This window comes from Paenibacillus sp. J22P15 (assembly GCF_056269345.1).
Window position 1 is genome coordinate 672607 of record NZ_JBWDNT010000001.1, and the last position, 26359, is coordinate 698965.

The 26359-nt window shown below is 43.0% G+C and carries 21 protein-coding genes; 5 read left to right on the plus strand and 16 right to left on the minus strand.

From position 1 onward, the window contains the following. Nucleotides 1-11 precede the first annotated feature (11 nt). Entirely contained in the window at nt 12-962 is a 951-nt protein-coding gene (locus AC0YN6_RS03155) for a substrate-binding domain-containing protein (RefSeq protein ID WP_475745520.1), read from the minus strand. A 159-nt stretch (nt 963-1121) separates the two neighbouring features. Here AC0YN6_RS03155 and modA point away from each other — a divergent pair, with 159 nt between their 5' ends. Further along, complete coding sequence (modA, locus tag AC0YN6_RS03160; protein WP_475745054.1) at nt 1122-1937, plus strand: molybdate ABC transporter substrate-binding protein; 816 nt, start codon at nt 1122-1124, stop codon at nt 1935-1937. Nucleotides 1938-2032: 95 nt separating this feature from the next. Here modA and AC0YN6_RS03165 read toward each other — a convergent pair whose 3' ends face one another. Further along, nucleotides 2033-2440: a TerB family tellurite resistance protein gene (locus tag AC0YN6_RS03165; RefSeq protein WP_475745055.1), complete on the minus strand. Its 408-nt coding sequence runs from the start codon at nt 2438-2440 to the stop codon at nt 2033-2035. A 154-nt stretch (nt 2441-2594) separates the two neighbouring features. Between AC0YN6_RS03165 and AC0YN6_RS03170 the strand changes: the two genes are divergently transcribed. Together AC0YN6_RS03170 and AC0YN6_RS03175 are read left to right on the plus strand one after the other, a co-directional pair. Next, nucleotides 2595-3476, plus strand: coding sequence for a YihY/virulence factor BrkB family protein (locus AC0YN6_RS03170; protein ID WP_475745056.1), 882 nt, complete (start codon nt 2595-2597; stop codon nt 3474-3476). Between the two features lie 39 nt (nt 3477-3515). Then, complete coding sequence (locus AC0YN6_RS03175) at nt 3516-4340, plus strand: alpha/beta fold hydrolase (RefSeq protein ID WP_475745058.1); 825 nt, start codon at nt 3516-3518, stop codon at nt 4338-4340. A gap of 89 nt (nt 4341-4429) precedes the next feature. Here the strand turns inward: AC0YN6_RS03175 and AC0YN6_RS03180 are convergent, their stop codons facing one another. From AC0YN6_RS03180 to nirB, 11 genes are all read right to left on the minus strand, one after another. Continuing rightward, nucleotides 4430-4939 (minus strand): hypothetical protein, encoded by a 510-nt coding sequence (locus AC0YN6_RS03180; RefSeq protein ID WP_475745060.1) that lies wholly within the window; start codon nt 4937-4939, stop codon nt 4430-4432. Nucleotides 4940-5084: 145 nt separating this feature from the next. Continuing rightward, nucleotides 5085-6527 carry a bifunctional 2-methylcitrate dehydratase/aconitate hydratase gene (locus tag AC0YN6_RS03185; RefSeq protein WP_475745521.1) on the minus strand — a complete coding sequence of 481 codons (1443 nt, stop codon included), beginning with the start codon at nt 6525-6527 and terminating at the stop codon, nt 5085-5087. A gap of 23 nt (nt 6528-6550) precedes the next feature. After that, nucleotides 6551-7672: a bifunctional 2-methylcitrate synthase/citrate synthase gene (gene prpC / locus AC0YN6_RS03190; protein WP_475745061.1), complete on the minus strand. Its 1122-nt coding sequence runs from the start codon at nt 7670-7672 to the stop codon at nt 6551-6553. Beyond that, nucleotides 7662-8561 (minus strand): methylisocitrate lyase, encoded by a 900-nt coding sequence (gene prpB / locus AC0YN6_RS03195; RefSeq protein WP_475745062.1) that lies wholly within the window; start codon nt 8559-8561, stop codon nt 7662-7664. The genes prpC and prpB overlap by 11 nt, the downstream gene beginning before the upstream one ends. A gap of 29 nt (nt 8562-8590) precedes the next feature. Beyond that, the gene (locus AC0YN6_RS03200; RefSeq protein ID WP_475745064.1) at nt 8591-9733 is read right to left on the minus strand and encodes an acyl-CoA dehydrogenase family protein; all 1143 of its coding nucleotides are present in this window, start codon (nt 9731-9733) and stop codon (nt 8591-8593) included. Between the two features lie 24 nt (nt 9734-9757). Then, nucleotides 9758-10618: a 3-hydroxybutyryl-CoA dehydrogenase gene (locus AC0YN6_RS03205; protein WP_475745065.1), complete on the minus strand. Its 861-nt coding sequence runs from the start codon at nt 10616-10618 to the stop codon at nt 9758-9760. A 17-nt stretch (nt 10619-10635) separates the two neighbouring features. Beyond that, on the minus strand, nt 10636-11808 hold the full coding sequence (locus AC0YN6_RS03210) for an acetyl-CoA C-acetyltransferase (protein WP_475745067.1): 1173 nt from the start codon (nt 11806-11808) through the stop codon (nt 10636-10638). A 13-nt stretch (nt 11809-11821) separates the two neighbouring features. Then, nucleotides 11822-12961 carry an acyl-CoA dehydrogenase family protein gene (locus AC0YN6_RS03215; protein ID WP_475745069.1) on the minus strand — a complete coding sequence of 380 codons (1140 nt, stop codon included), beginning with the start codon at nt 12959-12961 and terminating at the stop codon, nt 11822-11824. Between the two features lie 195 nt (nt 12962-13156). Next, nucleotides 13157-14728 carry an ABC-F family ATP-binding cassette domain-containing protein gene (locus AC0YN6_RS03220; protein WP_475745070.1) on the minus strand — a complete coding sequence of 524 codons (1572 nt, stop codon included), beginning with the start codon at nt 14726-14728 and terminating at the stop codon, nt 13157-13159. A gap of 77 nt (nt 14729-14805) precedes the next feature. After that, on the minus strand, nt 14806-16950 hold the full coding sequence (gene nasC, locus AC0YN6_RS03225; RefSeq protein ID WP_475745071.1) for an assimilatory nitrate reductase catalytic subunit NasC: 2145 nt from the start codon (nt 16948-16950) through the stop codon (nt 14806-14808). After that, nucleotides 16935-19085 carry a nitrite reductase large subunit NirB gene (gene nirB, locus AC0YN6_RS03230; protein ID WP_475745073.1) on the minus strand — a complete coding sequence of 717 codons (2151 nt, stop codon included), beginning with the start codon at nt 19083-19085 and terminating at the stop codon, nt 16935-16937. Before nirB ends, nasC begins: the two co-directional genes overlap by 16 nt. Nucleotides 19086-19540: 455 nt before the next feature. Here nirB and AC0YN6_RS03235 point away from each other — a divergent pair, with 455 nt between their 5' ends. Then, nucleotides 19541-20782 (plus strand): nitrate/nitrite transporter, encoded by a 1242-nt coding sequence (locus tag AC0YN6_RS03235; protein WP_475745075.1) that lies wholly within the window; start codon nt 19541-19543, stop codon nt 20780-20782. Between the two features lie 216 nt (nt 20783-20998). Further along, nucleotides 20999-21289: a hypothetical protein gene (locus tag AC0YN6_RS03240; RefSeq protein ID WP_475745076.1), complete on the plus strand. Its 291-nt coding sequence runs from the start codon at nt 20999-21001 to the stop codon at nt 21287-21289. A gap of 71 nt (nt 21290-21360) precedes the next feature. Here the strand turns inward: AC0YN6_RS03240 and AC0YN6_RS03245 are convergent, their stop codons facing one another. Genes AC0YN6_RS03245 through AC0YN6_RS03255 form a run of 3 tightly spaced genes read right to left on the minus strand, consistent with a single transcriptional unit; the run spans nt 21361 to nt 26216 of the window. Then, nucleotides 21361-23001: a GGDEF domain-containing response regulator gene (locus AC0YN6_RS03245; protein WP_475745079.1), complete on the minus strand. Its 1641-nt coding sequence runs from the start codon at nt 22999-23001 to the stop codon at nt 21361-21363. A gap of 19 nt (nt 23002-23020) precedes the next feature. Continuing rightward, nucleotides 23021-25858, minus strand: coding sequence for an ATP-binding protein (locus AC0YN6_RS03250; RefSeq protein ID WP_475745080.1), 2838 nt, complete (start codon nt 25856-25858; stop codon nt 23021-23023). Then, nucleotides 25851-26216 carry a response regulator gene (locus tag AC0YN6_RS03255; RefSeq protein WP_475745081.1) on the minus strand — a complete coding sequence of 122 codons (366 nt, stop codon included), beginning with the start codon at nt 26214-26216 and terminating at the stop codon, nt 25851-25853. The genes AC0YN6_RS03250 and AC0YN6_RS03255 overlap by 8 nt, the downstream gene beginning before the upstream one ends. Nucleotides 26217-26359 lie beyond the last annotated feature (143 nt).

Sequence of the window (26359 nt, forward strand, 5' to 3'; positions counted from 1 at the left end):
ATCAGATAAGATCAACTTTCAAATAAAATATTGCCTGTTTGGGATAAGTCATAGCCCGCAATTGCAGCTAGCTCCTGTCGATATTCATCTGATTTAAGAATTTGAATAATCGTATCAATGAGTATTATATTTTCTGATTTCTTCATTATGACAAGATCATAGCGTTCACTAATTAAAGGTACAAAATCTACACCATTCACGATCGATGCAGCCTTCTCAATCCCGACTCCCACATCCCCCTCGCCGCCTGCAACTTTGGCTGCCACGCCTAGATGGTTCGTTTGCTCATCTTCATAACCAAGAAGCTCATGGGCAGAAATCCCATGCATTCGCAGCTGTTCGTCGAGCAATACCCGCGCCCCTGAGCCTTTTTCCCGGTTAATTAGTCGTAAACCTGGTTGAGATAGATCGCTCCATCCTTTTAATCTATGTGGATTTCCACGTTGTACATACAGACCAGCTTGCCTCGAAAGTAAATTAATGACGACATAGGACGAGCCAACGAGCAGCTTACGAATGTAGGGAATATTGTATTCACCAGTATCTCCGTCCAGCAAATGAGTACTAACAACGTCTGAATGACCATTGTACATGGAGATTAAGCTATCGAGACTACCGACATTGGAGCGTAAAGGTCTAAGTGAATGTGTTTGTTTCTCAATATGTCTTGCTAATAGATCCAAGCTGATGTCTTGTCCAGTGATGACAATGGAACGGGTTCCATGATTTGATTGAGCCCCATTTGTGTTATCCGACTGAACCACTAATGGATCCCGAACACTTGGCTGGTTTCCTCTCGAGCGCTGCTTATAAGCATCTAAATCGGATGAGTCTACTCGCATCTGTTTGCCTACACGATAAGAGGTCAATTCACCCTTTTTAATGAGATCATAAACGGTTAGTTTTGATATTTTTAGAAGCTTTGATATTTCTTCAGGTGTATACGAAATATTTTCAGATATGTTAATCACCTCTTAAGGATTGTATACAGCAATGATTATTGTAGCATAAACGAATGATAAACTGCTTGTATTCACTTTACAAATGTATTTCTGAAATCGTATAATCGAAAAATGAATTATATCTATTTATAACTAAACATAACAAAGGTGGGGATTTATTTGATTATATTAGTTAAAAGAAGTTATGTCTTATATGCTTTGATCATAGTTTTAATGCTTTTATCCGCTTGTGGATCGAATCAAACGAATTCAACTAATCAAACGGAATCTCCTGCTGAAACCGTAGAGTTAACGATTTCCGCAGCTGCAAGCCTGACCGATGCTTTAAAGGTGATTCAAGAACAATTTGAAGAAGCTCAGCCTAATGTAAAATTGAACTTTAACTTTGGAGCCTCTGGCGCTCTTCAGAAGCAGATCGAGAACGGAGCACCTGCGGATCTCTTCCTTTCTGCTGCGGTCAAAAATATGAATACACTTGTAGAAGGTAAATTTATCGCAGACGACAATCAAACGAACCTCTTAGCTAATAGCTTGGTGCTTGTCGCATCTAAATCATTTAAAAGCAGCTTATCCACGGTTAGTGATCTTCAAACCGATGATGTTAAAACGATTGCAATCGGCATTCCTGAAAGTGTGCCTGCAGGCAGCTATACGAAAGAGGCATTGGTTCAAGCTAAGCTATGGGATAGCTTGCAAGCGAAGCTCGTTCAAGCAAAGGACGTTAGGCAGGTGCTTCAGTATGTTGAAACAGGAAATGCGGATGCAGGCTTTGTATACAAGACTGATGCTTTAGCATCTGATAAAGTAAATATTGTGCTGACGATTGATCCTGCAACCTATACGCCTATTTCGTATCCGATCGGTATTGTTACCGCTACAAAACATCTTCCAGAATCGCAGAAATTTTATGACTATCTCCAAACAGAAGAGGCAATGGCTGTTTTTCAGAAGTTCGGCTTCTCAAAACCAGAATAAATATTGCCTTTCATAGCACTTTTGCAGCTAGTAGACCAGAAAACCTCCGATCTTCCATTAGGAAGACGGAGGTTTTTTTCCATGCTCTTTGGAGGCTATGGGTTCAAAATTAACTTTAAACCTTCAATTTTTAACTGATCCATGCGAATAACCCAGCCTTTAATGCTTTCACATGTTTCCTCGCTGAAATTAAATAGCTGTTTCATATCTTTGGTTAACTTCTTCTCATCATCATTGTAGTCGCCGTCAGCGAATATAAGAAGCAGAATTTCTGCGAAAAAGATCTTTTTCACATTCTCATCGTTCAGATTTCCTATAATGTCCTCAAGCGGTTTCTCAGTTGAAAAGCTTAGATCTGTCTGTTGAATGTCCATCTCTTGCATATACGATTGAAGATAACCTTTTTCCTTTTTGTGAATGAACCCATCGGCGTTGGCCGCTAGATGCGCTAATTCGAGAAAAGCTTCTTTATGTTCCTTGGATTGTAGAAAATGTAAAAACAATAGGTCCACTCCCTTCATTCAAAAAATGATTGATCTTACTCTTATTCGACATGTTTTGACTATTTCCTACTTGTTCCACGATCTTTTCTATGATGTAAAATGTTTTGATCTCCCGTTCTTTTGTTTAGATTATTACAAGAGGATGGTGGTCACAATGAAAAACAAATTAAATACACTTCAGTTTATGAAATGTCTATACAACCGTTTTCGAGAGGATGATGTCCCTGCACTCGGAGCACAGCTGACATATTATTTAATTTTGTCATTTTTTCCGTTTCTCATCTTTATGGTCAGTTTGCTTAGTTTTATCGAATTATCAGGCAAAAGTGTCATTGCTGAGCTGATTCGTCTCCTGCCGGCTGAAGCAAGTGAAACGATAATCGGTATTTTAACAGAGGTAATGGATAACAGCAGCGGTACATTGCTATCCTTCGGTATGATTGCTACGATTTGGTCAGCTTCAAACGGTATTAACGCTATTTTGAAAGGATTAAATAAAGCTTATGATATGGAGGAAGAACGTCCCTTCTGGAAAGTTCGAGGTATTTCGCTGTTAGCAACCCTATTTGTCGTTATCGTCATTATTTTGGTGATGGTTATGCTTATTTTCGGAAAGGCGATTGGCGAATACTTATTTCAGTTGCTTCATTATCCGGATGGATTTCAATGGATATGGAGTATCTTCAAATATGTTATACCCATAATGGCTATGGTCTGCGCCTTTTCGCTGCTATATTGGATCGTTCCAAGTAGAAAACTTCGTCTTAGAGAAGCTTTACCTGGGGCTTTGTTTACAACCTTTGGATGGATTGTCTCATCTGTTATAATGCAATTTTATATGAACAACTTTGCTAACTACTCCAAAACCTATGGCAGTCTAGGCGGCGTAATCATGTTATTAGTTTGGCTTTATATTAGCGCAATCCTCATCATGCTTGGCGGTGAGATAAATGCTGCGCTAGCATCAGCGAAAAACGAAACACCTCGCGATTACACAGCAATACTTTCGCCATCATTAACCTCAAGAGGAAAATAGGCATATGCTGAGTTATCTGAATTTGAGGGGTAATGCTAAATGTATCAAATTGAACAAAACTATATGAGTATTGCTTATCCTTATATGAATTCTTACTCTCCTTTTGAACGCTTGATACCAAGCGAACCGCCGCTTACTTTTGTGCTTATTCACGGCGCTTGGGCAGATTCGAGCTTCTGGAATGGCATAGGTTATGAATTAAGTAAGATGGGACATACCGTTTATGCGCCTGAATATCCCGGTCATGGTTCTGATCCTAATAAAAATGTTACGCATGCCATGATCTCTAATTCCGTTGCAAGTTTTATTCTTACAAGAAATCTTCACGAAATCATCCTTGTTGGGCATAGCTTCGGAGGCTCAGTTATTCAGAAGGTAGCTGAGCTTGTTCCTGATCGCATCAGAAGACTCGTGTTTTGGAACGCTTTTGTACTGAATGACGGTGAAATGGTTGCCGATGAGTTTCCTGCTCCTGTTCAAACGATTTTTCAGCAGCTAAGGCAAAGCTCCAAGGATGATACGATCATGCTTCCTTTTCCGTTGTTCCGTGAAACGTTTGTCAATCTAGCAAGTCTTAGCTTAGCGGAGCAAATCTACAGTAAGATCTCCCCTGAACCAGCAAAGCCTTCATACGAAAAGCTGGATCTCAAAATATTTTATAGTCTTCCTACCCCCAAAAGCTATATTTTCCTGACAGAAGACAATGTTCTCCCGCAATATAACAGCAATTACGGCTGGCATCCGCATATGTCCAATCGACTGGGCTTGTTTCGGTATATCCAAGGTCATGGTGATCATATGACAACTGCAAAGACGAACCCAGCTATGCTTGCCCATAAAATATATGAAGCTGGACGAGATTAACCAGCGTGAACAAAGTAATACATTGCTATGGAGTCCAGCCGAAAAAAAAGCCGCGAAATTCGCGGCTTCTTTCATTATTATAAATGATGTTATGGAACAAATTGCTGTACAATACGAACGATTTCTCCATCCTTGACGGTCATATGATAAGGGAAGCTCTTCATATCAAAGTCGTCTTCCGTATTTATAATCTTGATGAACTTTTCAACAGTAATCGACTCATTCCAAATGATGTCTGCTTCGTCGATATTACCAGTTCGATTATAGATTTGCATGAGTACCTCTGCGTTATCAGTGATCGGCAAACTGTGAAAGGATTCATCGTCATTTATGATGTAATAATCGTCTGGCGGGCCATCAAGGCCTGAATCACCTTCATATTCCATGAATTTCTGAGCAGCTTGCTCACCCTCGTACCAATCGATTTGATCGAGAGACAGTGTGTATTTATTGTTATCCTTTTCAACACTGCCAATGTAGCCAGTTACTAAATCCGGTGTTTGTTCTACCGGTGTATAATCACGGCCTCCCGTCGGCGCGAAGCTAAAGGCCGTGAGACAAGCTATCGCAACAATTGCGATCATCGTATATTTTTTCATAGCGCAGACGCTCCTTCTTGTATGGTGTATATTCTTATTCGGCTTACCTATAGAATATAACGAATTAGGGGTGCAGAAAGTTACAGAATAGAAACAAAAAATTAGAATTCTAAAAGAAAAACCCGCGATGTACGCAGGCATTCACTTAAATAACAAATAGTTCCATGAATTGCTGGACAGGCGTGTTTTCTAAAGCCTCTTGATCTTGGAACAGTTCCAAAATCGCTTGTGTTTGCTTGACTGGGAATCTGCTTCTCAAGCTAGCTTCGAACTTAGTATGCAGTAACGGTATACCTTCTAGACGTCTGCGCCGATGTCCGATCGGAAACTCAACTTCTACCTTCTCTGTAGTCGTTCCATCCTTGAAATGAACTTGAATGGCATTAGCAATAGAACGTTTATTGGCATCCAAATAATCCAGTGAATAAGCCGGTTCCTCGGTTGTAATCATTTTTTGACGCAGCTCATCGATTCGCTTGTCGCTGGCGAAGGAATCCTCATAATGTTCGGATAATAAATGTCCGTGCAGCAGGCCGACAGCAACCATATACTGAATACAATGATCACGGTCTGCAGGGTTATGAAGCGGTCCTTTCTTGTCGATAATTCGCAAAGCGGATTTATGTGTTGTAATGATTACTTTATCGATTTCATCCCATCTGTCCTTCACAATCGGGTACAGCTGTATTGCAGACTCAACTGCCGTTTGGCCATGAAATTCTGCAGGAAACGATATTTTGAACAATATGTTCTCCATTACATAAGTACCATAGCTCTGTTTGAAGGCAAAGGAATTCCCTTTGAAGAGAACATCATAAAATCCCCATTCTGATGTCGAAAGAGCAGCTGGATAGCCCATCTCACCTCGAAGAGTCATTAACGACAGCCGAACAGCACGACTTGTTGCATCTCCGGCAGCCCATGATTTTCTCGTCCCCGTATTAGGTGAATGCCGATAGGTGCGAAGCGGATGACCATCGATCCATGCATTCGAGACGGCATCGATGATTTCACTTTTTGTCCCCCCTAACAGCGCTGTCACTACTGCGGTAGAAGCTATTTTCACGAGAATGACATGATCCAGACCGACGCGATTAAAGCTGTTTTCAAGCGCTAAAATCCCTTGAATTTCATGAGCTTTGATCATAGCTGACAGCACGTCTCGCATGATAAAAGGCGGTTTGCCTTCCGCAATGTTGGTTCTACTCATGAAATCGGCTACAGCCAGTATAGCTCCAATATTATCGGACGGATGACCCCACTCAGCCGCAAGCCAAGTATCATTGTAATCAAGCCATCGATTCATGCATCCAATGTTAAAAGCAGCAGTAATTGGATCAAGCTGAAATGATGTGCCGGGCACTCGTGCACCATTCGGAACGACTGTCCCGGTCACAATCGGACCCAGCAGCTTCGTACATTCTGGAAACCTTAATGCAAGTAATCCGCAACCAAGCGTATCCATAAGACAAAAGCGAGCAGTCGCATAAGCCTCTGCGCTATTGATCTCATAATTAGCAGCATACTCCGCAATATCCACTAGCACTTGATCGGGTTTCGGCCTCTCGTTACTGATTTGTGTAGAAATCCGTCTCACGTCCCTCCTATTTATTAGGATCGCCGCTCAATTGGCAGCCAAGGCAAAAGTTCAGGTCCGATATAATCGGCTGTTGGACGTATGATTCGATTGTGCGCGCGCTGCTCAATAATGTGGGAAGCCCAGCCGCTTGTGCGGGAAATAACAAAGATAGGCGTGAACAGTGAGGTTGGAATGCCCATAAATCGATACGCAGATGCGCTATAGAAATCCAGATTAGCGAAAAGTTTCTTCTCCAGCAGCATAATCTCCTCTACACGTTCAGAGATCTGATATAGAGTAGGATTCGCACAATCTTCAGAAAGCTTTCTAGACCAGCGTTTGATAATATCTGATCGCGGATCTGAAATAGAATAGACACGATGTCCAAAACCCATAATCAATTTCTTATCACTTAACATTTGCATAATTCCGCTTTCTGCCTCGTCAGGGCTTCCGAATTGCTCAATTAGCTCCATCGCTGCTTCATTTGCACCACCGTGTAGATTTCCACGGAGCGTTCCAATTCCAGTTGTAATCGCAGAATAAATATCCGAAAGCGTAGACGAGGTTACACGAGCTGCGAACGTAGAAGCATTAAATTCATGCTCCGCATACAAAATGAGTGAAACATCAAAGGCTTTCACATGCAGCTGATTTGGCTGCTTACCATGAAGCAGCTGTAGAAAATGTCCGGCTACACTGCTTTGATCTGTTTCCGTATCTAATAGTCTGCCGCTCTTATGATAATGATACCAATATAGCAAAATAGAAGCGCTGCTTGCTATAAGTCGATTAGCTATATGGAAGGAGTCATTCCGCTCATTCTCCGGCTCAAAGGCTGCCAGCGCAGAGACACCTGTTCGCATTACATCCATAGGGTGCGTATTACTAGGCAGCTGTTCCAAAATGTTCTTCAAGCCTGATGGCAATTGTCTAAGTCCTGCAAGTTTTTTTTTGTAATCGTCCAATTCACTTTGATTCGGGAGGTTCCCGTATAGGAGTAAATAGGCCGTCTCTTCAAAGGAACCATGGCTGGCGAGATCGTCGATCGAATAGCCGCGGTAGGTTAAGCCCTTTCCTGACTTGCCGACTGTTGAAATCGAGGTTTGGCCGGCGATAATATTAGCGAGACCACCTTGTTTTTTACTCGTCATGAAGGTTTCCCTCCTTCTTCGTGCCATACAACTGATCCAGCTTTTGCTCATAGCGCAAATAATCTAGAATATCATAAAGCTCAGTTCGGGTCTGCATAAGACTAAGTACGTTTTTTTGAGTCCCTTCATTTTTAATCGATTCATATACATGAAGAGCAGCCGCACTCATCGCACGAAAAGCGGATAACGGATAAAGGGCTAAGCTGACTCCAGCTTCCTCTAACTCTTTTGTTGTAAATAGCGGCGTTTGACCGAACTCAGTAATGTTCGCAAGAACAGGAACCTTAACCGCATTAACAAATGCTTGATAATCCTCAAGTCGTGTAACCGCTTCTGGAAAAATCATATCTGCACCAGCCTCAACACAAGCACATGCTCTTTCGATTGCTGCTTGTATCCCCTCTACTGCAAGTGCATCGGTGCGTGCCATAATGACAAACTTAGCATCTTCTCTAGCATCTGCAGCTGCTTTAATCCGATCGACCATTTCTTCTTTACTGACGATCGCTTTATTAGGACGGTGCCCGCAGCGTTTTGCCATGATTTGGTCCTCTATATGGACGCCTGCGGCTCCAGCCCGATTCATTTGCTTTATCGTACGTGCAATTTGGAATGCCCCTCCAAAGCCGGTATCGGCATCTACGAGCAGCGGCAGCTCCGTTACACTCGTTATTCTTCTTACCTCCTCCAGGCAATCCTGCAGCGTAGTGATGCCAAGGTCAGGTAATCCGTAAGAAGCATTGGCGACACCTGCTCCGGATAGATATAGTGCGTGAAAACCTACCCTTTCCGCCAGCATCGCCGAATAGGCATTAATGGTGCCCGCAACCTGCAGCGGTTTTTCGATACGAAGTGCCTCGCGTAGCCGCTCTCCGGGTGTAAGAGTCATAGATCCACCCCCATAATAGATGAAACTATTTATTTTAGAAATTTGCTGCTAATTACTATGCGGTGAATTTCATTAGTTCCCTCGTAAATTTGCGTTGCCTTAGCATCGCGAAACAGCCTTTCTGCGGATGACCCATGCAAACATCCTTCCATTCCAAGCATTTGAAGAGCCGCACTCGAAGCTGAAACCGCTGTATCTGAAGCGAACATTTTGGCCATGGAGGCTTCTTTCGTACACGGTAATCCTTCTTGATGCAAATATGCTGCGCGGTATACAAGCAATCTCGCCGCTTCTACTCTAGCTGTATGGTCGGCAAGCTTTACTTGCTGGTGTGTCAGCTTTGCTTGTGTCTTCCAGCTGTTTCTCAATTGTGGATTAAACCTTTCATCGAGCAATTTCAGCGCTGCTTGCGCAATGCCCAGCGCTTGTGCTCCGATCCCGATTCGTCCTCCATCTAATGAGCCTTTAGCAATAGCAAACCCTTTACCTTCCTCACCCAACCTTTGAGATACCGGCACTTTCATTTGATCAAAAAACAGTTCACAGGTATTAGAGCCATGAAGTCCCAGCTTCTTTTCTTTTCTTCCGACAATTAAACCTTCCGTATCACTCTCCACAATAAATGCAGTAATGCCATTTGGGCCTTTGCTTGGGTCAGTCACTGCGAATGCAACGTATACATTTGCAACTCCGGCATTCGTAATGAAAACTTTGGAACCGTTCAATATATAAAAATCGCTATCTAATACAGCAGATGTACGTATAGCAGCAGCGTCTGAGCCCGCGTGGGGCTCCGTTAGGGCGAAAGCACCTAAGCTCGCTCCTGTTGATAGACTTCGAACATATTTAGATATTTGATCTTTTGTTCCATATTTTAAAATAGGCAAAGTACAAACTGAGGTATGAACTGACAAAATGACGCCTACCGCTGCGCTGACTTTAGATATTTCATTCACTGCAATGATATAGGAGATGAAATCAGAGCCTGCTCCTCCCCATTGCTTAGAAATTGGAATCCCCATAAATCCTTGTTGGGACATAATCGCAATCAATGAGCTGGGGAACTCATTATTTTGTTCCATATTCAGCACCATTGGTGCAATTTCTGTCTCTGCAAAATGTGTTACCTTTCTTTGCAGCTCTATCTGTTCCTCTGTAAGCTGGAATTCCATCGCTCATCACCCTCTCGATGAACCCTACCTCTGCTCGTTGTACTCGTAAAAACCGCGTCCACTCTTGCGTCCCAGCCTGCCAGCCTGCACATATTTGCGCAGCAGCGGGCAAGGTCTATATTTTGAATCGCCAAATCCGGTTTGCAGCGTCTCCATAATTGCCAAACAAGTGTCGAGTCCAATGAAATCGGCAAGAGCGAGCGGTCCCATCGGATGGTTCATACCTAGCCTCATCACTTGATCTACAGACTCCGGCTCCGCAACTCCTTCATAGACGGTATAAATGGCTTCATTAATCATGGGCATCAGAATGCGGTTCGAGACAAAGCCTGGGAAATCATTTACCTCTACTGGCGTTTTCCCAAGCGTGAGTGTTAATGCCTTGATCGTTTCAAATGTATCTTTCGAGGTCTCTAGCCCTCTGATGATCTCTACTAAAGGCATAATGGGTACGGGGTTCATGAAATGCATGCCGATAACAAGCGATGGACGTTTCGTTGCTGCGCCTATTTCAGTAATCGACAATGAGGACGTATTACTAGCCAAGATCGCATTCGGTTTGCATAGCTGATCGAGTTTCTTAAACAATGATTTTTTCGTTTCCATATTCTCTGGAGCTGCCTCAATGACTAGCTCTGTGTCTTTAACGCTCTCCAAATCAGTCACAGCTGTAATAGAGTTTAACAACTGAGCTTGCCGTTCTTCTTTCAATTTCCCTTTTACGACTAGTCTTGTAAATGCGTTGTTTATGGAGTCGATGCCACGAGTTACCGCAGCTTGGTCAATATCGTAAAGTGTAACCTGCACGCCGCTTTGTGCTAATGTCTGAGCAATGCCGCAGCCCATTTGTCCGGCTCCGATTACTGCGGCCGCTTGGATCGTCATCACTGACCTCCTTTGTTTCAACCATCTACCCCAATAAGTATCGCATCTCCCTGCGCCCCTCCGCTGCAAATCGCTGCAATTCCTAGTCCTCCTCCGCGCAGCTTCAATTCATGAATCAAGGTAAGCACAATTCTAGCGCCGCTTGCACCTATAGGATGACCTAGCGCGATAGCACCTCCATTGCGATTGACCTTTTCCTCGTCCCAACCGAGTATTTTTCCACATGTCAGAATGACCGAAGAAAACGCTTCGTTCACTTCGAACACATCGATGTTTTTTAAAGGAATGCCCGTTTTTCGTAAAAGCTTCTGAACTGCAAGTGCTGGAGCAGCACCAAGATAAGGCGCTTTTGTACTTATCGAACTATGACCGATGATTTTGGCGAGCGGTATATGTCCGCCTCGAAGCGCTTCCTTCTCAGACATTAAGAGCAAAGCAGCTGCTCCATCATTCACACCAGGTGCATTTCCGGCTGTAATCGTTCCATTCGCACCATAAATGGGTTTCAGTGCTGCTAGCTTATTCATGTTTGTATCTGGGCGCGGTCCTTCGTCGATAGCTAAGACAGCTTTTGCCGAATTTGAAAATGGTTCTATTTCATTCTCAAATCTCCCGCTTTTCATAGCTGTACTTGCGCGCTCATGACTTCTTACTGCCCACTCATCTTGCTCCGATCTGCTAATATCATAATCCTCGGCAATTTCGTCCCCGTACTCAGCCATCAGCACATTCCCGAATGGACAAAGCAGACCATCGTTAATCAAAAGATCTGTTAATTCGCTGTTGCCAAGCTTGTTCCCCCATCTTGCCGTTCGAACAGCGAATGGTGATTGACTCATACTTTCCATACCGCCTGCAACCAAAGTTACTGCATCTCCTGTACGTATGATCTGATCCGCCATTGTAATGGCGCGCAGTCCCGATGCACATACTTTATTGATCGTTTCTGATGGAACACTCCAATCAATACCGGCATTCATCGCAGCCTGCCGTGCCGGGTTTTGTCCACAGCCTGCTTGAAGCACCATTCCCATCATGACTGCATCAATTTGACTCGCATGAAAGCTAGTTTGCTGAATAACCCCCCTTATCACAGAAGCTCCCAGTTCGACTGCTTTTACATTTTTAAATATGCCGCCTAGCTTGCCAAACGCCGTTCGTTTTCCCCCGATAATTACAGTCTGGCGCATGATGGTTTGCCTCCTAATCCTTCAGCATACGATAGACGCAATTCGAGTCCATGCCGCCCGTTCCAAGCTCTGTTTCCAAGCACTTCGCATCCCTCAAAAAACGCTCCATTCTAAATTCCTGCATATAGCCGTAGCCCCCAAATACTTGAACTGCTTCAATCGCAACGAAAATCGCGGTTTCTGCTGCAAACTTACGTGCAATCGCTGCTTCTTTACGGAAAGATAAGCCCTCATCCTTCCGCCATGCTGCTTGATAGGTGAGCAAACGTGCTGCTTCGAGCTGGGCAGACATATCTGCAATCTTGAAGGAGATGCCCTGCTGCTTCCCGATCAAAGTGCCAAATTGTTTACGCTCCTTGGCATAGGCAGTTGCCACTTCGAACGCACCCTGTGCAATGCCTACTGCTTGTGCGGCCGCACTAATATGACCAATATCCATTATTGACAAAGCGATTTCATGCCCCAGTCCTTCGTTTCCTATTTTGTTCGTAAGTGGAACTTTACATTGATCAAGCCTCAGCTCTGAGATCATGTAGGAGCGTAAGCCCATATTGTTTGCTCTTTTGCCAATGCACCATCCAGGAGCGCCGCATTCAATTACGAAGGCACTCAATTGGAGTTTTCCTCGGCTTAACTCGGTTTGTGCGAAAGCAAGGCAATAATCCGCTTGATTCGCTTGAATGACACAAGACTGTTCGCCGCTGAGTTCCCATAGATCCCCTACTAGTCGTGCGGAGATGCTGCTAGCCATTCCGCCTTTAACGGTTTTGACCGTTGGCAGAGCGCATGCCCCGAGTTTTGTACCCGTTGCAAGTTCCTTAAGGAATAATTTTTTTGTGCTTTCACTCCCAAATGTATAGATCGGCCATGTCGTAAATAGCGTATGTGCAGCTAGCGCAGCTGCTGTTGAAGCACATACTCGCGCTAATTCTTCTAACACAATAGCAAAAGTGAGCCAATTGCTTCCAGCACCGCCATACTTCTCATCTATCGGTATTCCTGTTACTCCTAACAGTCCCATTTTGTCAAAAAGCGATCGATCAAACCGTTCTCTCTCATCACGCTCTCCTGCTTTAGGTGCAACCTCACTTTCCGTGAATTCCCTTAATACGGAACGGGTCATCTCCAGCTCTTCGGATATTGAAAATTGCATCTCACTCCCTCTCCTTCTTTTGACAGGCATGGTAAGTGGACAATGTTCGACGGTATCCGCACGTATCGTAGTATATGAAAGCGGACCCTTGAAAAATGACATCCAACCCTCTGCATTATAAGCAAGTTATAGCTTTGACAATTAAAAAAAGAAGCCATCCCTGTTAGGTTGACTTCTTAATTGGAATAATCTCATTTACACACTTTGCTGGCTAATTACTCCACCTGGTTCAAAGGTAAGCAGCTTCGTAGCTATTTTATCAATGAAGAAACGATCATGGCTTACGGTGAGTACTGCACCAGGGAAATGGATTAAAGCCTGCTCCATGACCTGTATGCTGGTTAGATCAAGATGATTGGTTGGCTCATCCAAAATGATTAGCTCAGCGCCGGATAGAAGACATTTAGCCAATGCTACTCGCGCCTGCTGTCCACCTGATAGGCTGCCAATTACTTTTTGCAGATCAGCCTCGGAAAATTGCAGCATCGAAAGGAATTTATTCACTTTTTTACGCGGTGCGTTAAGACCTAGTCCAAATATGTTCACTGCATGGCTGACCGTATCCTTCTGATCCAGCTCGTCCCACATCCGGTTGAAATAAGCATAGCTTACTCCTTTACTAAACTGCACCGAACCTGAATCAGCAGATTCTTGTCCAGTAAGCACTTTAATTAATGTGGATTTTCCGCTTCCATTAGCGCCGATAATAGCAATCCGATCTTCCTTCTGAATATCGAAGCTAACATTTTGAAAGATCACGCGTTCCGCGTAATTTTTACTGATTGTATCGACTGTGCACAAGTTGTCTGGAAAACGCAGGTTTTCATATATATCTGTAATCAGAACATTTACGGGATGAGGCTCTACTCGCTTCTTCATATCAGCTAGCTTACGTGACAGCCGATCTTTTGAGGACTTTCTTTTGGATCGGTTGTCGAGCTCCTCCGCTTCCATGAGTAGAAGCTCCTCTTCCCATTCAAATTGTTTGTCGAGCTCCTTCTTGCGCAGCTTCTTTTTACGAATATAGTCCGTATAATTGCCTTCATATTCTTGAAAATGATAGTTTTCGATTTCAATGGTGCGAGTTACAACGCGGTCGATAAACTGCCGATCATGGGATACGAGAACCATCGTACCGCTGTAGCGGTTTAGCCATTGCTCTAACCATGCCAAACCTTCTAGATCTAAGAAGTTCGTCGGCTCATCGAGCAGTACGACATCTGGAAGCTCAATTAGCATTTTGGCAAGTGCAGCACGATTACGCCATCCTCCGGACAACTGATCGACAGGCTGCTGACGCGATTGTTCATCAAATCCAAGCTTTGACAGCACCGTATCGATCTCAACAGCTGCATTCCAGCCATTATGATGCTCCATTTGCTCGAATAGATCAGCTTGGCGATTCAATAATCGATCCATTTCATCCGCATCTTCGATTGCACCAAGCTTTTCTCCGATTTCCTGAAGCTCACGCTCTATAATCCAAATATGCTCATAGCATAACTCAAGCTCCTGACGTACGGAACGATTGCCGCTCAACTCGGAAAATTGGGAGAAATAGCTCACCTTAACCAGTGGATCTACCTCTACTTTGCCTGCTGTAGGCTCTTCTCTACCTAGTATAAGCTTGAATACAGTCGATTTCCCCGCACCGTTTCGACCAATGAGACCGATTCGTTCCCCTTTGCTAATGCGAAAATAAATATCTCGAAAAATCAGAGTATCTTCATATTTTTTCGTTACGTTCTCCAACCGAATGACGCTCATGTCGCTCACCTCTGTATATGGTTGTAAACCACTTGCGTGCCATGTGTCAAGCTTAACGCAAGATAGAACCATAAAGGTTAATTTATTGATGGCTTTAGTCGCAATGGACTAATCGCAACGGTTGAAGTCTTGAATCCCGGCATTTTACAATTAGGATCAAGCTCAGGGTTAGTCGCTTTGTTTACGTTCTGTACTCCTCCCCAATGCATCGGCACGAATAACGTATCTTCTCTAATTTTATCGGTCACTCGGCTTCGTACGCTGAAGTTGCCTCTGAGAGATGTTATCTCTACCCATTCTCCATCCTCGATTTGATATTTTTTAGCTGTTCTGGGATGGATTTCGACGTAATTCTCAACGTTTCTAGCTACTAATGAATAGCTTCTGTGTGTTTGGACGCCAGTCAAATAATGAGCCAGCACCCTGCCATTCGTCATTGTAAGCGGGAACTCGTCGCATGGTATTTCCTGAGGCAGCCGACTTGCAACGGGCATAAAAATCGCTTTTCCATCAGGATGGGCAAAACGCTGTTCGAACATCATCCCTTGGTTTCCATCTTCATCGGTTGATGTACATGGCCAATAAACACCGCCTTCTCGGCGCAAACGATCGTAGGTAATACCATAGTAATCTGCTAGACCGCCGCGGCTAGCTAATCTCAACTCGTTGAAGATCTGCTCGGCTGACTGGAAATCGAAATGGGATTGCTTCCCAAGTTCCGCTGCGATCTGGCATAAAATTGTCCAATCATTTCTCGTTTCGCCTGGAGCAGCGACCGTTGATTCCCGTAATAGAACGCGTCCTTCCAGATTGGTTAAGGTGCCCTCATTTTCCAAATAGGAGGTGACAGGTAGAATGACATCGGCCATTCGTGCTGTTTCGGAAAGAAACATGTCCGCGACGACTAAGAAATCCAAATTTTTAAATCCTTCTTTTACTAAATTGGCGTTTGGATTAGAAACGACTGGGTTTGAGCCCATAACAAACAAAGAACGGATGACCCGTTTATGAACAAGCTCCATCATTTCATAAGCGGATACACCTTTGCGAGGGATATCCGCTGCATTTATCCCCCAAATGTTTGCAATGTATTCACGGTCCTGCTCATCTTCAATACTCCGATATCCGGGTAACTGATCGCTTTTCTGTCCGTGCTCTCTGCCTCCTTGTCCATTGCCTTGTCCAGTAACGGCTCCATAACCGCAGCCAAGCTTTCCAATTTTCCCTGTGGCTAGTACAAGATTAAGGTAATTCCGAACAGCAACATGGCCATCTGTCTGCTGTTCAACGCCCCGAGCTGTAAAAACAAGTCCCGTTTCCGCTTGACCATACGCCTTCGCAGCTTTCTGGATGGCGGTTTTATTCAAACCTGTTATTAAAGCTATGTCCGTGAGTTCTATCGTAGATAGATGCTCTTTGAGCTCTGGAAAACCATTCGTTTTATTGGTAATGAACGTCTCATCCACTAGCTGCTCATCAAGCAGAACCTTCAACATGCCATTTGCAAGAGCAGCATCAGTGCCCGGTTTGAGCTGCAGATGAATATCAGCTATTGCTGCTGTTGCCGTAACCCTTGGATCAATGACGATAATAATTGCGCCATTTTCCTTTGCCTTCGTAAAATACGGCATTAGTGTCGGCTGACATTCCGCGATATTCGTTCCTGCCAGAATGATACAGCGAGCTAGCGGTATGTCGGATAATCGACTAGTAAGTCCACGATCGATACCGAATGTTTTATTGCCTGCAGATGCAGCAGCGGACATACAAAACCGTCCGTTATAATCGATATATTTTGTACCAAGAGCGACTCTAGCAAACTTGCCAAGCAAATAGGCTGATTCGTTCGTAAGCGAGCCGCCTCCATATACTCCAAGCGAATCGGGACCATACGTCCCACTAATGGCTTGAAACTTATTGCGAACGAGTGTAAGAGCCTCCTCCCACGTTGCTTGCACATGCTCACCGTTCTTCTTTATGAGTGGTTGCAGCAGTCGTTCTCTACTTGTCGCATGTTGATAAGCATTCATGCCCTTCACACATAAGCGCCCTTCCGAAGCTGCATTTGGCAGTCCCTCAATCGAATAAGAATACCGACGCGACCCGGGGATAGGCAATTCTCGCCTAACACGCATCTTGCATTGAACACTGCAGAACGGACATTGTGTATCTGTGACGAAGCTTGAATTCATATCCTCATGTTTATCTAACAGTTCCCGCATACTTCCTCACCCAGCCTTTCCTTGTTATTCGTCGGTCTCGTTGATACTGCCGCTCTTTCCACTAATTCAAGTCGATAATCCGCATCCAAAATTTTTTCACGAATTTCAATGATGCCTTCTCTCTCGATCCATTTCCAAAGCGGTTCACCAAACGATGCTCTTTCACGGAATAACTGAAGACAAGAAACAGCAAGACTTGCAGCTAATGTATCTGAATCTGCTTTTCCAATAAGCTGGCCTTGCTTAACTGGATGTTCCGAATGGCCGCCGGCATAGATTTCCCAACCGGCTGGTGCGCCAGTTATTCCAATGTCATGTACAAGAACGCCAGCCGGAAGATGAATACCTGCCGATATGGATGCCTTTACAGATGACGGGAATAACATATCCCCGTATAATCTTTGAAGCTCACGTCCCACAAAGTGAGAATCATATTTTTCTGATGAATTGGGATTAGGGCCGCTGTAGACATTTACTTTGAACTCGCTTTGATTTCTAACTGTTACATCAAATTTATCTATATTTTCCTTAATCGGATGATAGAGGACTGAATAATAGTAAAAAGCGGATGCACAGGCGGAGCTGCAAGCAGCCGTTTTTCGTTTAAACTTTGTCATAATATCAGTGAAGTTCAATGAGGAGTCAGCGGCAATAGCAGCCTTGAATGCTTCATGACCTACGTCAGTACAGCTGCATATAGGAGTAAATTCAGCCGTTATCGCTTCCCTCCCATGTCGCAGCGCATATTGCACAATTGCAGCAACCATAGGTCGACAGCCTCCACAGGAGCTTGATGCCTTCGTGCTCTCGCGAACCTGCTCTGTTGTTTGCAGGCCATCTTCAATAACTGCACACATAATTACCGATTTATTGACAGCATTGCAGGCACAAATCGTCTCACGTTCAGACATATTTGCTATGAATTCCTCATTATCATTTTCTTTATCTTTATTTTGGGGTGTGGTCAGCTCGCTTACGGGTGCACCTCTTTTTACAAGCCCAAGAATTGTAGAACCTTCAGTGGTATCTCCGAATAGAATCGCACCGCTGACCGTTCCGTCTTTCATCGTAACCTTCTTGTATGTTCGGCGAATTCCGTCATACTGTTGAATGGCTGTTTCAGATTCATTCGCATTAATATTTCCCGCTGAAAAAACGTCAACTCCTGAAACCTTAAGCTGTGCGTAAGGTACCGACCCGCGATATGGCGTGACGTTCTCTCCGCATAGCATATTGGCTAGCACTTTACCCTGTTCAAATAAAGGTGCAACGAGACCGTAAGCGACTCCGAGGTGCTCTGCACATTCTCCAACGGCGTATACATGCGGCATGCTTGTTCTCATATAGTCATCTACGATAATAGCTCGATTAGTAAGAATGCCGCTTTTTTTGGCTAGGTCGATGTTTGGTCTAATTCCTACAGAGATCACAATCAAATCCGCCTCTAGTGTGCTGCCGTTTGTGAATCGAATGCCTTTGGCGCGATTTAGACCCAATATACTTTCCGTCTCTTTACTCATACAAAACCGCATGCCTTGCTCTTCTAATTCCTTGCGAAGCATATCAGCAGACATAGAATCGAGCTGTCTGTTCATCAGGTATGGAGCATTGTGAATGACATTTGTTTCCATTCCCAGATTAAGCAAGCCTCTCGCTGCTTCGAGTCCTAATAAGCCTCCGCCGATAACAGCAGCTTTCTTATATTTTTTCGCATAAGCTATCATCGTTTGGCAGTCCTCAATATTTCGGAAAGAGATTACTCCCTTCTTGTGAACGCCAGTTATGGGAGGAATAAAGGCTGAGGAGCCGGTTGCTATAATGAGGTGATCATAATTTGCACGAATGCCCGATTTCGTCTGAACATATTGTGCTTCAGGATCGATTTGTGAAACTGTCTCGCCTGTATATAGTTGGATTCCCCTTTCCTTATACCATGACCAATCATTAATTACGATGCTCTCGATGGAAGAATCGCCCTGCAGCACTTTAGATAATAAAATACGATTATAATTGGGATGAGGCTCATTGCCAAAAACCGTCACATTAAATTTATCTGGTGAAAGCATTGTGATTTCATCCACACATTTGATTCCAGCCATACCATTGCCGATGACTACTATGTTTGCTCTTTTCATCTAGGTTCACATCCACTCGCGCAATTTTACGATATCGTTAACGAAACTCATGCGTACCTCCTGATCAGCTTTAAGCCCCTGCCATAGATTTGAGTATAAATGAACAGAAAAAGCCCTTTCCCTCGATCAGGGAAAAGGCATCGTTGCCGTTGGTGCTCGCACGCCACTGTGCGTAAATCATTCTATAAGGCTAGAGTAGTTCAAAACGAATCCTATGTCAATATACATGACGTCAAATTAATGTTTTATTGGTTTTTATCATTTTATGTAATAATTGTTGACATGTGAATGACGTGAATTTATAATTCGAGTTGTGATTACAAATTCGTGATCCAGTAAATAACAAGATCGCACAATGACGTGCATCCATTGGCAATGAAGCCGCATTTCGTTCCTTTTGAAGGACGGTTTGCGGCTTTTTTAGTTTTAACCATATAGATAAGGGAGAGATAAGGATGGAGAAAAAGGGATTTTGGCAAAGCGGGCATAAGCCTACCTTGTTTAGCGCATTTCTTTATTTTGACATGAGCTTCATGATATGGGTTTTGATTGGCCCTCTAAGCGTAATTATTGCGGCCGACTACCCTATGGACCCCGTGCAAAAAGCCAATCTCGTAGCGCTTCCTATATTAGGGGGCTCGATTCTACGATTAGTGTTAGGCTTTATGACAGATTATATGGGCCCTAAACGAACCGCGCAGCTAGGCATGTTATTTACACTTATTCCATTAGTTATGGGTTGGAAATTTGTCAACTCCTTAGATCAGCTATATATTGTAGCATTGCTGCTAGGTGTTGCTGGCGCTTCCTTTGCAGCAGCCTTGCCGCTTGCAAGTCAGTGGTATTCGAAGGAGCATCAAGGCCTTGCTATGGGAATTGCGGGAGCGGGCAACAGCGGAACTGTTATCTCAACTTTATTTGCTAACCGTCTTGCTCAGCATTATGGAAGCTGGGAGGTTGTATTCGGTCTCGCCGTTATTCCTATTGTACTTGTATTAATTATATTTACGATCTTTGCCAAAAACAGTCCGAATCGTCCTGCACCGAAGAAGCTTTCCCAATATGCAAAAGTATTGAAGCAAGGTGATGCATGGATATTCTGCGCTTTCTATTGCGTCACCTTTGGCGGATTCGTTGGTCTCTCCAACTATTTGACTATTTTCTTCAATACACAGTATGGACTCTCACCTGTAAGAGCAGCTGATTTCACTACCTTCTGTGTAATTGCAGGCAGTTTCTTCCGGCCTGTCGGCGGATATTTATCTGATCGAATTGGCGGCGCGCGAATGTTAACGATCCTGTATGCAGGAGCTGGTTTAATGCTTGCTGCGGTTGCTTCTTTGCCTGCATTACCTATTGTCGTTTCAATGCTATTCATAGGAATGATGTGTCTGGGAGCAGGAAATGGCTCTGTATTCCAGCTTGTCCCGCAGCGCTTTGGCAGCGAGCTTGGCTTAATGACCGGTATCATCGGCGCAGCAGGCGGCTTAGGTGGATATGCTCTTCCTCTAATTTTGGGTAAGATCTATCAGTCCACAGGGTCATACTCATCCGGATTTCTTCTTTTAAGCTTTGTGACACTCGCTTCTCTTACTTTGTTAATGGTTATGCAAGCAAAGTGGAAAAATAAATGGATGGCTAAAGGCGGAAAAGCACAGCTTGATAACAATAGGGATTTGTCGCATATTAATGCTTAATCACAGTTTGTTCTAGATACAAAAAAACCATCCCCATGGATAAAGTGAGAACTTTAGTCTGCGGGTATGGTTTTTCATTATTTTAATTCTTCCTCAAACGAACGCTATTTATGTCGTTAATTATATTATTTCTTATGCAATAACCGACAAACATTACAACGTTAATCTGGTAGACTCTATATTAGGTTGTCCCATCACAGAATAGGAGCGCTGATAATGAATAGAATAGCGAATGAACATTTTGAGAATGAAACGATTGCTTTTGATGGATTCAGCTTTATCGGGTGTACCTTTACGAACTGCGTCATCATTATAACGACACTAGATTTCAATTTTGAACGATGCTCTTTTTATGAATCCTCCTTGCATGTTAATCCGAAGCTCCCCATCTTTGCTGTCTCACACAAACTCTCGCAATCTACCTATGATTCGGACACCAACTGTTTTCGGAACGACTATAAGTATCCGCAAACCGTTGTACAATTACCCGTTAGTATTCAACGTTAATATGAATTTAAGTGTCGACTTATAAAAAAATCGCGCTTCTCAACGAAGCGCGATTTTTGTTATTACTTTAGCTAATTAACGATTCTACTTGCTAATCGTTCGATTCGAAGCACAAGCTCCTGCATATGGAATGGCTTAACCACGTAATCATCCGCACCGATTTGAAGCGCATTAATGATGTCTGACGTATTGTTGCGAGCAGTGAGCATCACGATTAATAACTGCTGCTCAGGATAATTTTGTCGCAGCTGTCTCAATACTTCTAACCCATCCAAATCCGGCATCGAGCCATCGAGCAAAATAATAAACTTTTCACTCTCTTTATACCAATTCGATGATAGAAAGGATTTCCCATCTGAATACCCGGCTGCAGTTACCTTCGTATTGTTGGAAGGTTTCCAATTCGAGAAACGATTTATTATAATTTCTCGGATCAATGGATCATCATCGACTACGATGACGTTTAGATTCGTTTCATTTTTCGTAGTATTCAATTCCTTGGAGTAAACAATAGTTTGATTTCTACCCGCACGCTTTCCGGTGTATAGCGCTTGGTCAGCTTCTTCAACAAGCGTCGCTGCATGACAATTGTGTTCTGTTATTTCGGTTATTCCCGATGAGAATGTTACCTGAAACGTAGTATCATTTGCCACAAACTTAACAGCGTTAAATTTCTTGCGAAGACGTTCTATGAAATAAGCTGCTTGTACAGCATCGGTATCTGGTAGAATGAGAGCAAATTCTTCACCACCGTATCGACATAAAATGTCATTCGGTCGAATGGCTGCTTGCGATACAGCTACAAATGCTTGAAGCACTTCATCGCCTTGAAGATGACCATAAGTATCATTTACATGTTTGAAAAAATCCAAATCAAGCATCACAAGTGAGAAGATTTCGTTAGAGCGCTTAAAATCTTCAATCTGCTGTCGCATGGACTGGTTGAAATGCTTCCGATTGTAAGCACCCGTCAGCTCATCGATTACGATAGAGCGTTCCCAGTCCTTTTTCATCGCAAATCGATTGTCGATCAGAGCCGTTAAGAGCTCCACATCAAATGGTTTGGCAAGAAAGTCCATCGCTCCTGAACGATAAGCGTTCACCTGATTTTCCACAGAAACATTACCGCTAATCATAATTATTGGAATATGCTGCTGCTTCGCTTTATCTACGATATGATTCAGCACATACATGCCGCTGTGGTCTGGCAATACGATATCGAGAAGGATGAGGCTTGGCTTCCATTCGTAAAAAAGCTTTAATCCCCGTTCTGCATTTATTGCAATGCTTACTGGATAATCATTCTTTTCTAAAACCTCTTTCACGTAGGTAACAAAATCAGCATCATCATCGATAACGAGTATACGATTATGAATGCGAGAATTCTCGTCGTGGCCGTTCGTTTCTTCATCGCTCGAACTCTCTAACGATTCCAATCGCTCAAATACCTGAGGAAGCATTGCTGTTAAAGGCAACAGATGCTCCGACCACTCCTCAGGCAAAAACGTTTTTTTACTGCTTTCAGCGAAAATTTGCTCTTTGGACTCAGAAAACTTTTCAATCTCATGCAAACCAATGGTACCGCTTGTTCCTTTGAGGTTATGGAAAAAACGGTGAATTTCTTGCTCCTCTACTTCTTCTTGACTGGACCAAGTATCAATGATTTGGATAATGCGCTGCTGGATCAACTGCTTATATTTTTCTGTTTTCATATGTAAGGGGCTCCCCCAATTATCGCAGCATACGTGAGATTGCTGTACTTAGTCTGCCAGGTAAATAAGGCTTTACAAGAAACTCATTAATTCCCCACTGTGCAGCTTTTTCTTTCTCTTCAAAGGCGCTGGATATAATAATCGGCTTATTAAGCAAGACATCTGATTTTTTTATTTTACTAATAATATCCCATCCTGTAATGCCGGATTCCAGCATGAGATCAATGACTACGATATCTGGATTTAACTGTTCGATCTCTTTAATGGCTAATCCACCCTCTGTAAACAAGTGTACATGATAACCATTAGAACGTAATTCATCTCTAAGCAAGGTAGATAAGTTAAGGTCATTTTCAATCAACATGACTTGAATGGCCGCTCCTGGCAGGACCAATTCCTTCGAATCATCATTTTTCAACTGTACTTGCTTCGTTAACGGCAGCGTTACGATAAATGTGCTGCCATGACCAAAGTCGGATTGAACTTCAATCTTGCCTTCATGTTTAGTGATAATCTCTTTGACGATGGCTAAGCCTAGACCTGTTCCGCCAATCTCTCTGCGGTCTGAATTATCGACACGATAAAATTTGTTGAATAGATGAGGCAATGCATCCTTAGGTATACCCAGCCCCTGATCTTCCAACCTAAATATAATTTCATCATCCTTAATGTCGCTAATTAAATTAATTTGACCACCATGCGGTGAATACTTAATCGCATTGCTAAGCAAATTAATAAAAACCTGCAGCATTTTATCACGATCTGCTAAGACAATATCTTCTTTGACGTTGTTCTGCCAAGTTATTTGATGAACGCTCGAATGTATTTGCTGCATATCGATAGCTTCATTAATTAATGGCGTTAATGGTGTAGGCTTCATATCATACGTTTGTTTGCCCGATTCCATTCTTTGCAAATCTAGGAAATCGTTAATTAACGTCGTTAATCGCTGGGCCTCCTGGTAAATAGTCGAGACATACTTGCGCTGCCGTTCCGGCTTGAGCTCACGGTGAAGAAGCAGTTCAGCAAATCCAAGTACACTAGCTAGAGGTGTACGCAGCTCATGGCTGACTGTGCTGACGAATTCCGACTTCATTCGGTCAACCTCATACTCCTTTGTTATATCCCGATGAACAAGCAGCAATCCGAATTTCTGCCCATTCCGATACAACGGCTCGCAATAAATTTGAATGAATTTACGTTCAGGCTCTATAATTTCATAATTCATACTGCGAATGCCGTTAAAATGTCCGTGCTTGATCAGCTCGTCCATGAATTGAATTAACGGTTCGGACTCAACAACTGACGATTGAACATACCCTTTAAATTGATCAAACGGCAAATTTGTGATCTGATCCTCTTGTTGGAAAAATCCGAATATCTCTGACATTTTACGATTGATTTGAAGCGTTTTACCATCCAAATCAAGCAATTGAATGCCTTCTTGAATTGTGTTAAGCATGTCGCCGGTCATTAAGCGCTGTTTCTCTGATAGCTCATACAAATGCAGCTTGTCAAAGGCTAATGACACTTGCGTCATCATTCCAGCAATTTCTTCTTCCTCTTGTTTTGTAATCGTTCGATTCACCTTTGTAATGACTAAACAAGCAACCATTTCTTCCGCTGCATTAAGTATCGGCAATATGAGGTCAGTCGCTCTCATCGATTGTTCGTGATAGCCCTGCTCCCCAAGTGAACACTCTCGAATCAAACTGTACGCTTGTTTGGTTTGTGCTGCCCGTAAAACAATTCCGTCGTCCACTTGCTCGATGAACTGGTTTGCAGCGATTTGAGATATACCGACAGAAGCGTAATCATGCTCTCTGTTCATCATGACAATTAAACCTTTATCAGAATCAGTTATTGCGACAATATTAGTAATGATGCTTTGCAATAGCTCTTGTTTATCAAGCGTATTAGAGAGAGATTGCACGAGTAGATTGCGCTTCACTAAGTATTTCTCATTTTGCTCCATTAATCCAACAGCAACTTGAAGCTCCTCTTGCTGTGCCTGCAGCTCATCCTGCTGAGCAATCAGTTCTTCGTTCTGTGCTAGGAGCTCTTCCTCTTTGCTCTGAATTTGCAACATCATCGTTCTAAATGTCCGGGCGAGCTCTCCGAGCTCATCTTCTCTTGTAATATCATCAAGCTCCGTGTATTCCCCATTAGCGAACTGACGTGCATGACTAGTCAGTCTCATGAGCGGTACACCTATATCTCTGGCAACCTTTCTCGTAACGAAAGAAGAAATAATTAAGACCAGAATGATATAGCCAATTAATAAAATAGCTTGAATCGATAAGCTTCGAATTAATTCATCATTTTTTTGTTCTGCAAGAAGCTGTACTTGTTTCTCGAAATCACGTGAATAGCTGATTAGTTTGTTTACTGGGTTATCTTCGCCTGCAGATACAAGTATCCGAAGGGCTTCATAATCTTGAGCTTTGGAATACTCGATGGCTTTGGGTAATATCGTTTCGAAATAATTAACGAAAAAAGATTCAATATTATTCATTACTTCTTGTTCCGTCGTATTGATCGGATACGTCTTGATTTCAACTAAAGCCTTGTCCAGCAATTGTTTCTCAGAGAAAATTTGATCATATTCGTAATCTGATAAATAAACGTAGTAACCGCGAGCTCGCAAAATAATATCATTTGAATGGTCAGCAATTTGTGCGACAAGCTCCTGCTTCTCTCTCATCTTTGCCGTTTCTGATTCATAATTTCGTAATATGAAAACCGAGCTCGTTAATACGAATATTGCCCCAAATAGAATGAGTGTTAACGCCAGAATCATCATCACAACAAACTGTCGAGTAATTCTTTTCTTGTAATACTGTCGAAGCTTACCCACGCAGCATCTCCTCAACCTTATCGATCAGATTTAATGGACTAAATGGCTTTGACATGAACCCATCAGCTCCAGCGAGCAGCACCTTTTCTTGTTCAGCCTGCTGGCTCTTCGCCGACAACATAAGAATTTTTGATTGCTGGCGATTGGTAAGCTGCCTTGTTTTTTCTATGACTTCAATTCCGGTCATCTTCGGCATCATGTAATCTAGAATAATCAAATCGAAGTCATTGTCTATTATTTTTTGTAGAGCTTCATCCCCATCAGCTGCTTCCTCAAGGTTGTAACCTTCGTCTTCCAGCGTATCCATAATAAGCATTCGTAAAATAGGTTCATCTTCTGCAATTAATAGTGTTTTCATCAAATTATCCTCCACTGCCTTGTGCTCTATTTCTCGTTCGACAAGTTATGCCAAATATCAACCATTAATTATTCGACGTTCGACAAAAAAATCCTTTTTACAGCCCTATTTATGTATTGTCAATCCTACTTAAATCTCATATA

Coding starts and splice junctions, on each gene's coding strand:
- AC0YN6_RS03170 (WP_475745056.1), top strand. CDS start 2,595: ATGAAAAACAAATTAAATACACTTCAGTTTATGAAATGTCTATACAAC.
- AC0YN6_RS03175 (WP_475745058.1), top strand. CDS start 3,516: ATGTATCAAATTGAACAAAACTATATGAGTATTGCTTATCCTTATATG.
- AC0YN6_RS03180 (WP_475745060.1), bottom strand. CDS start 4,939: ATGAAAAAATATACGATGATCGCAATTGTTGCGATAGCTTGTCTCACG.
- prpC (WP_475745061.1), bottom strand. CDS start 7,672: ATGACGAGTAAAAAACAAGGTGGTCTCGCTAATATTATCGCCGGCCAA.
- prpB (WP_475745062.1), bottom strand. CDS start 8,561: ATGACTCTTACACCCGGAGAGCGGCTACGCGAGGCACTTCGTATCGAA.
- AC0YN6_RS03200 (WP_475745064.1), bottom strand. CDS start 9,733: ATGGAATTCCAGCTTACAGAGGAACAGATAGAGCTGCAAAGAAAGGTA.
- AC0YN6_RS03205 (WP_475745065.1), bottom strand. CDS start 10,618: ATGACGATCCAAGCGGCCGCAGTAATCGGAGCCGGACAAATGGGCTGC.
- AC0YN6_RS03210 (WP_475745067.1), bottom strand. CDS start 11,808: ATGCGCCAGACTGTAATTATCGGGGGAAAACGAACGGCGTTTGGCAAG.
- AC0YN6_RS03215 (WP_475745069.1), bottom strand. CDS start 12,961: ATGCAATTTTCAATATCCGAAGAGCTGGAGATGACCCGTTCCGTATTA.
- AC0YN6_RS03220 (WP_475745070.1), bottom strand. CDS start 14,728: ATGAGCGTCATTCGGTTGGAGAACGTAACGAAAAAATATGAAGATACT.
- nasC (WP_475745071.1), bottom strand. CDS start 16,950: ATGCGGGAACTGTTAGATAAACATGAGGATATGAATTCAAGCTTCGTC.
- nirB (WP_475745073.1), bottom strand. CDS start 19,085: ATGAAAAGAGCAAACATAGTAGTCATCGGCAATGGTATGGCTGGAATC.
- AC0YN6_RS03235 (WP_475745075.1), top strand. CDS start 19,541: ATGGAGAAAAAGGGATTTTGGCAAAGCGGGCATAAGCCTACCTTGTTT.
- AC0YN6_RS03240 (WP_475745076.1), top strand. CDS start 20,999: ATGAATAGAATAGCGAATGAACATTTTGAGAATGAAACGATTGCTTTT.
- AC0YN6_RS03245 (WP_475745079.1), bottom strand. CDS start 23,001: ATGAAAACAGAAAAATATAAGCAGTTGATCCAGCAGCGCATTATCCAA.
- AC0YN6_RS03255 (WP_475745081.1), bottom strand. CDS start 26,216: ATGAAAACACTATTAATTGCAGAAGATGAACCTATTTTACGAATGCTT.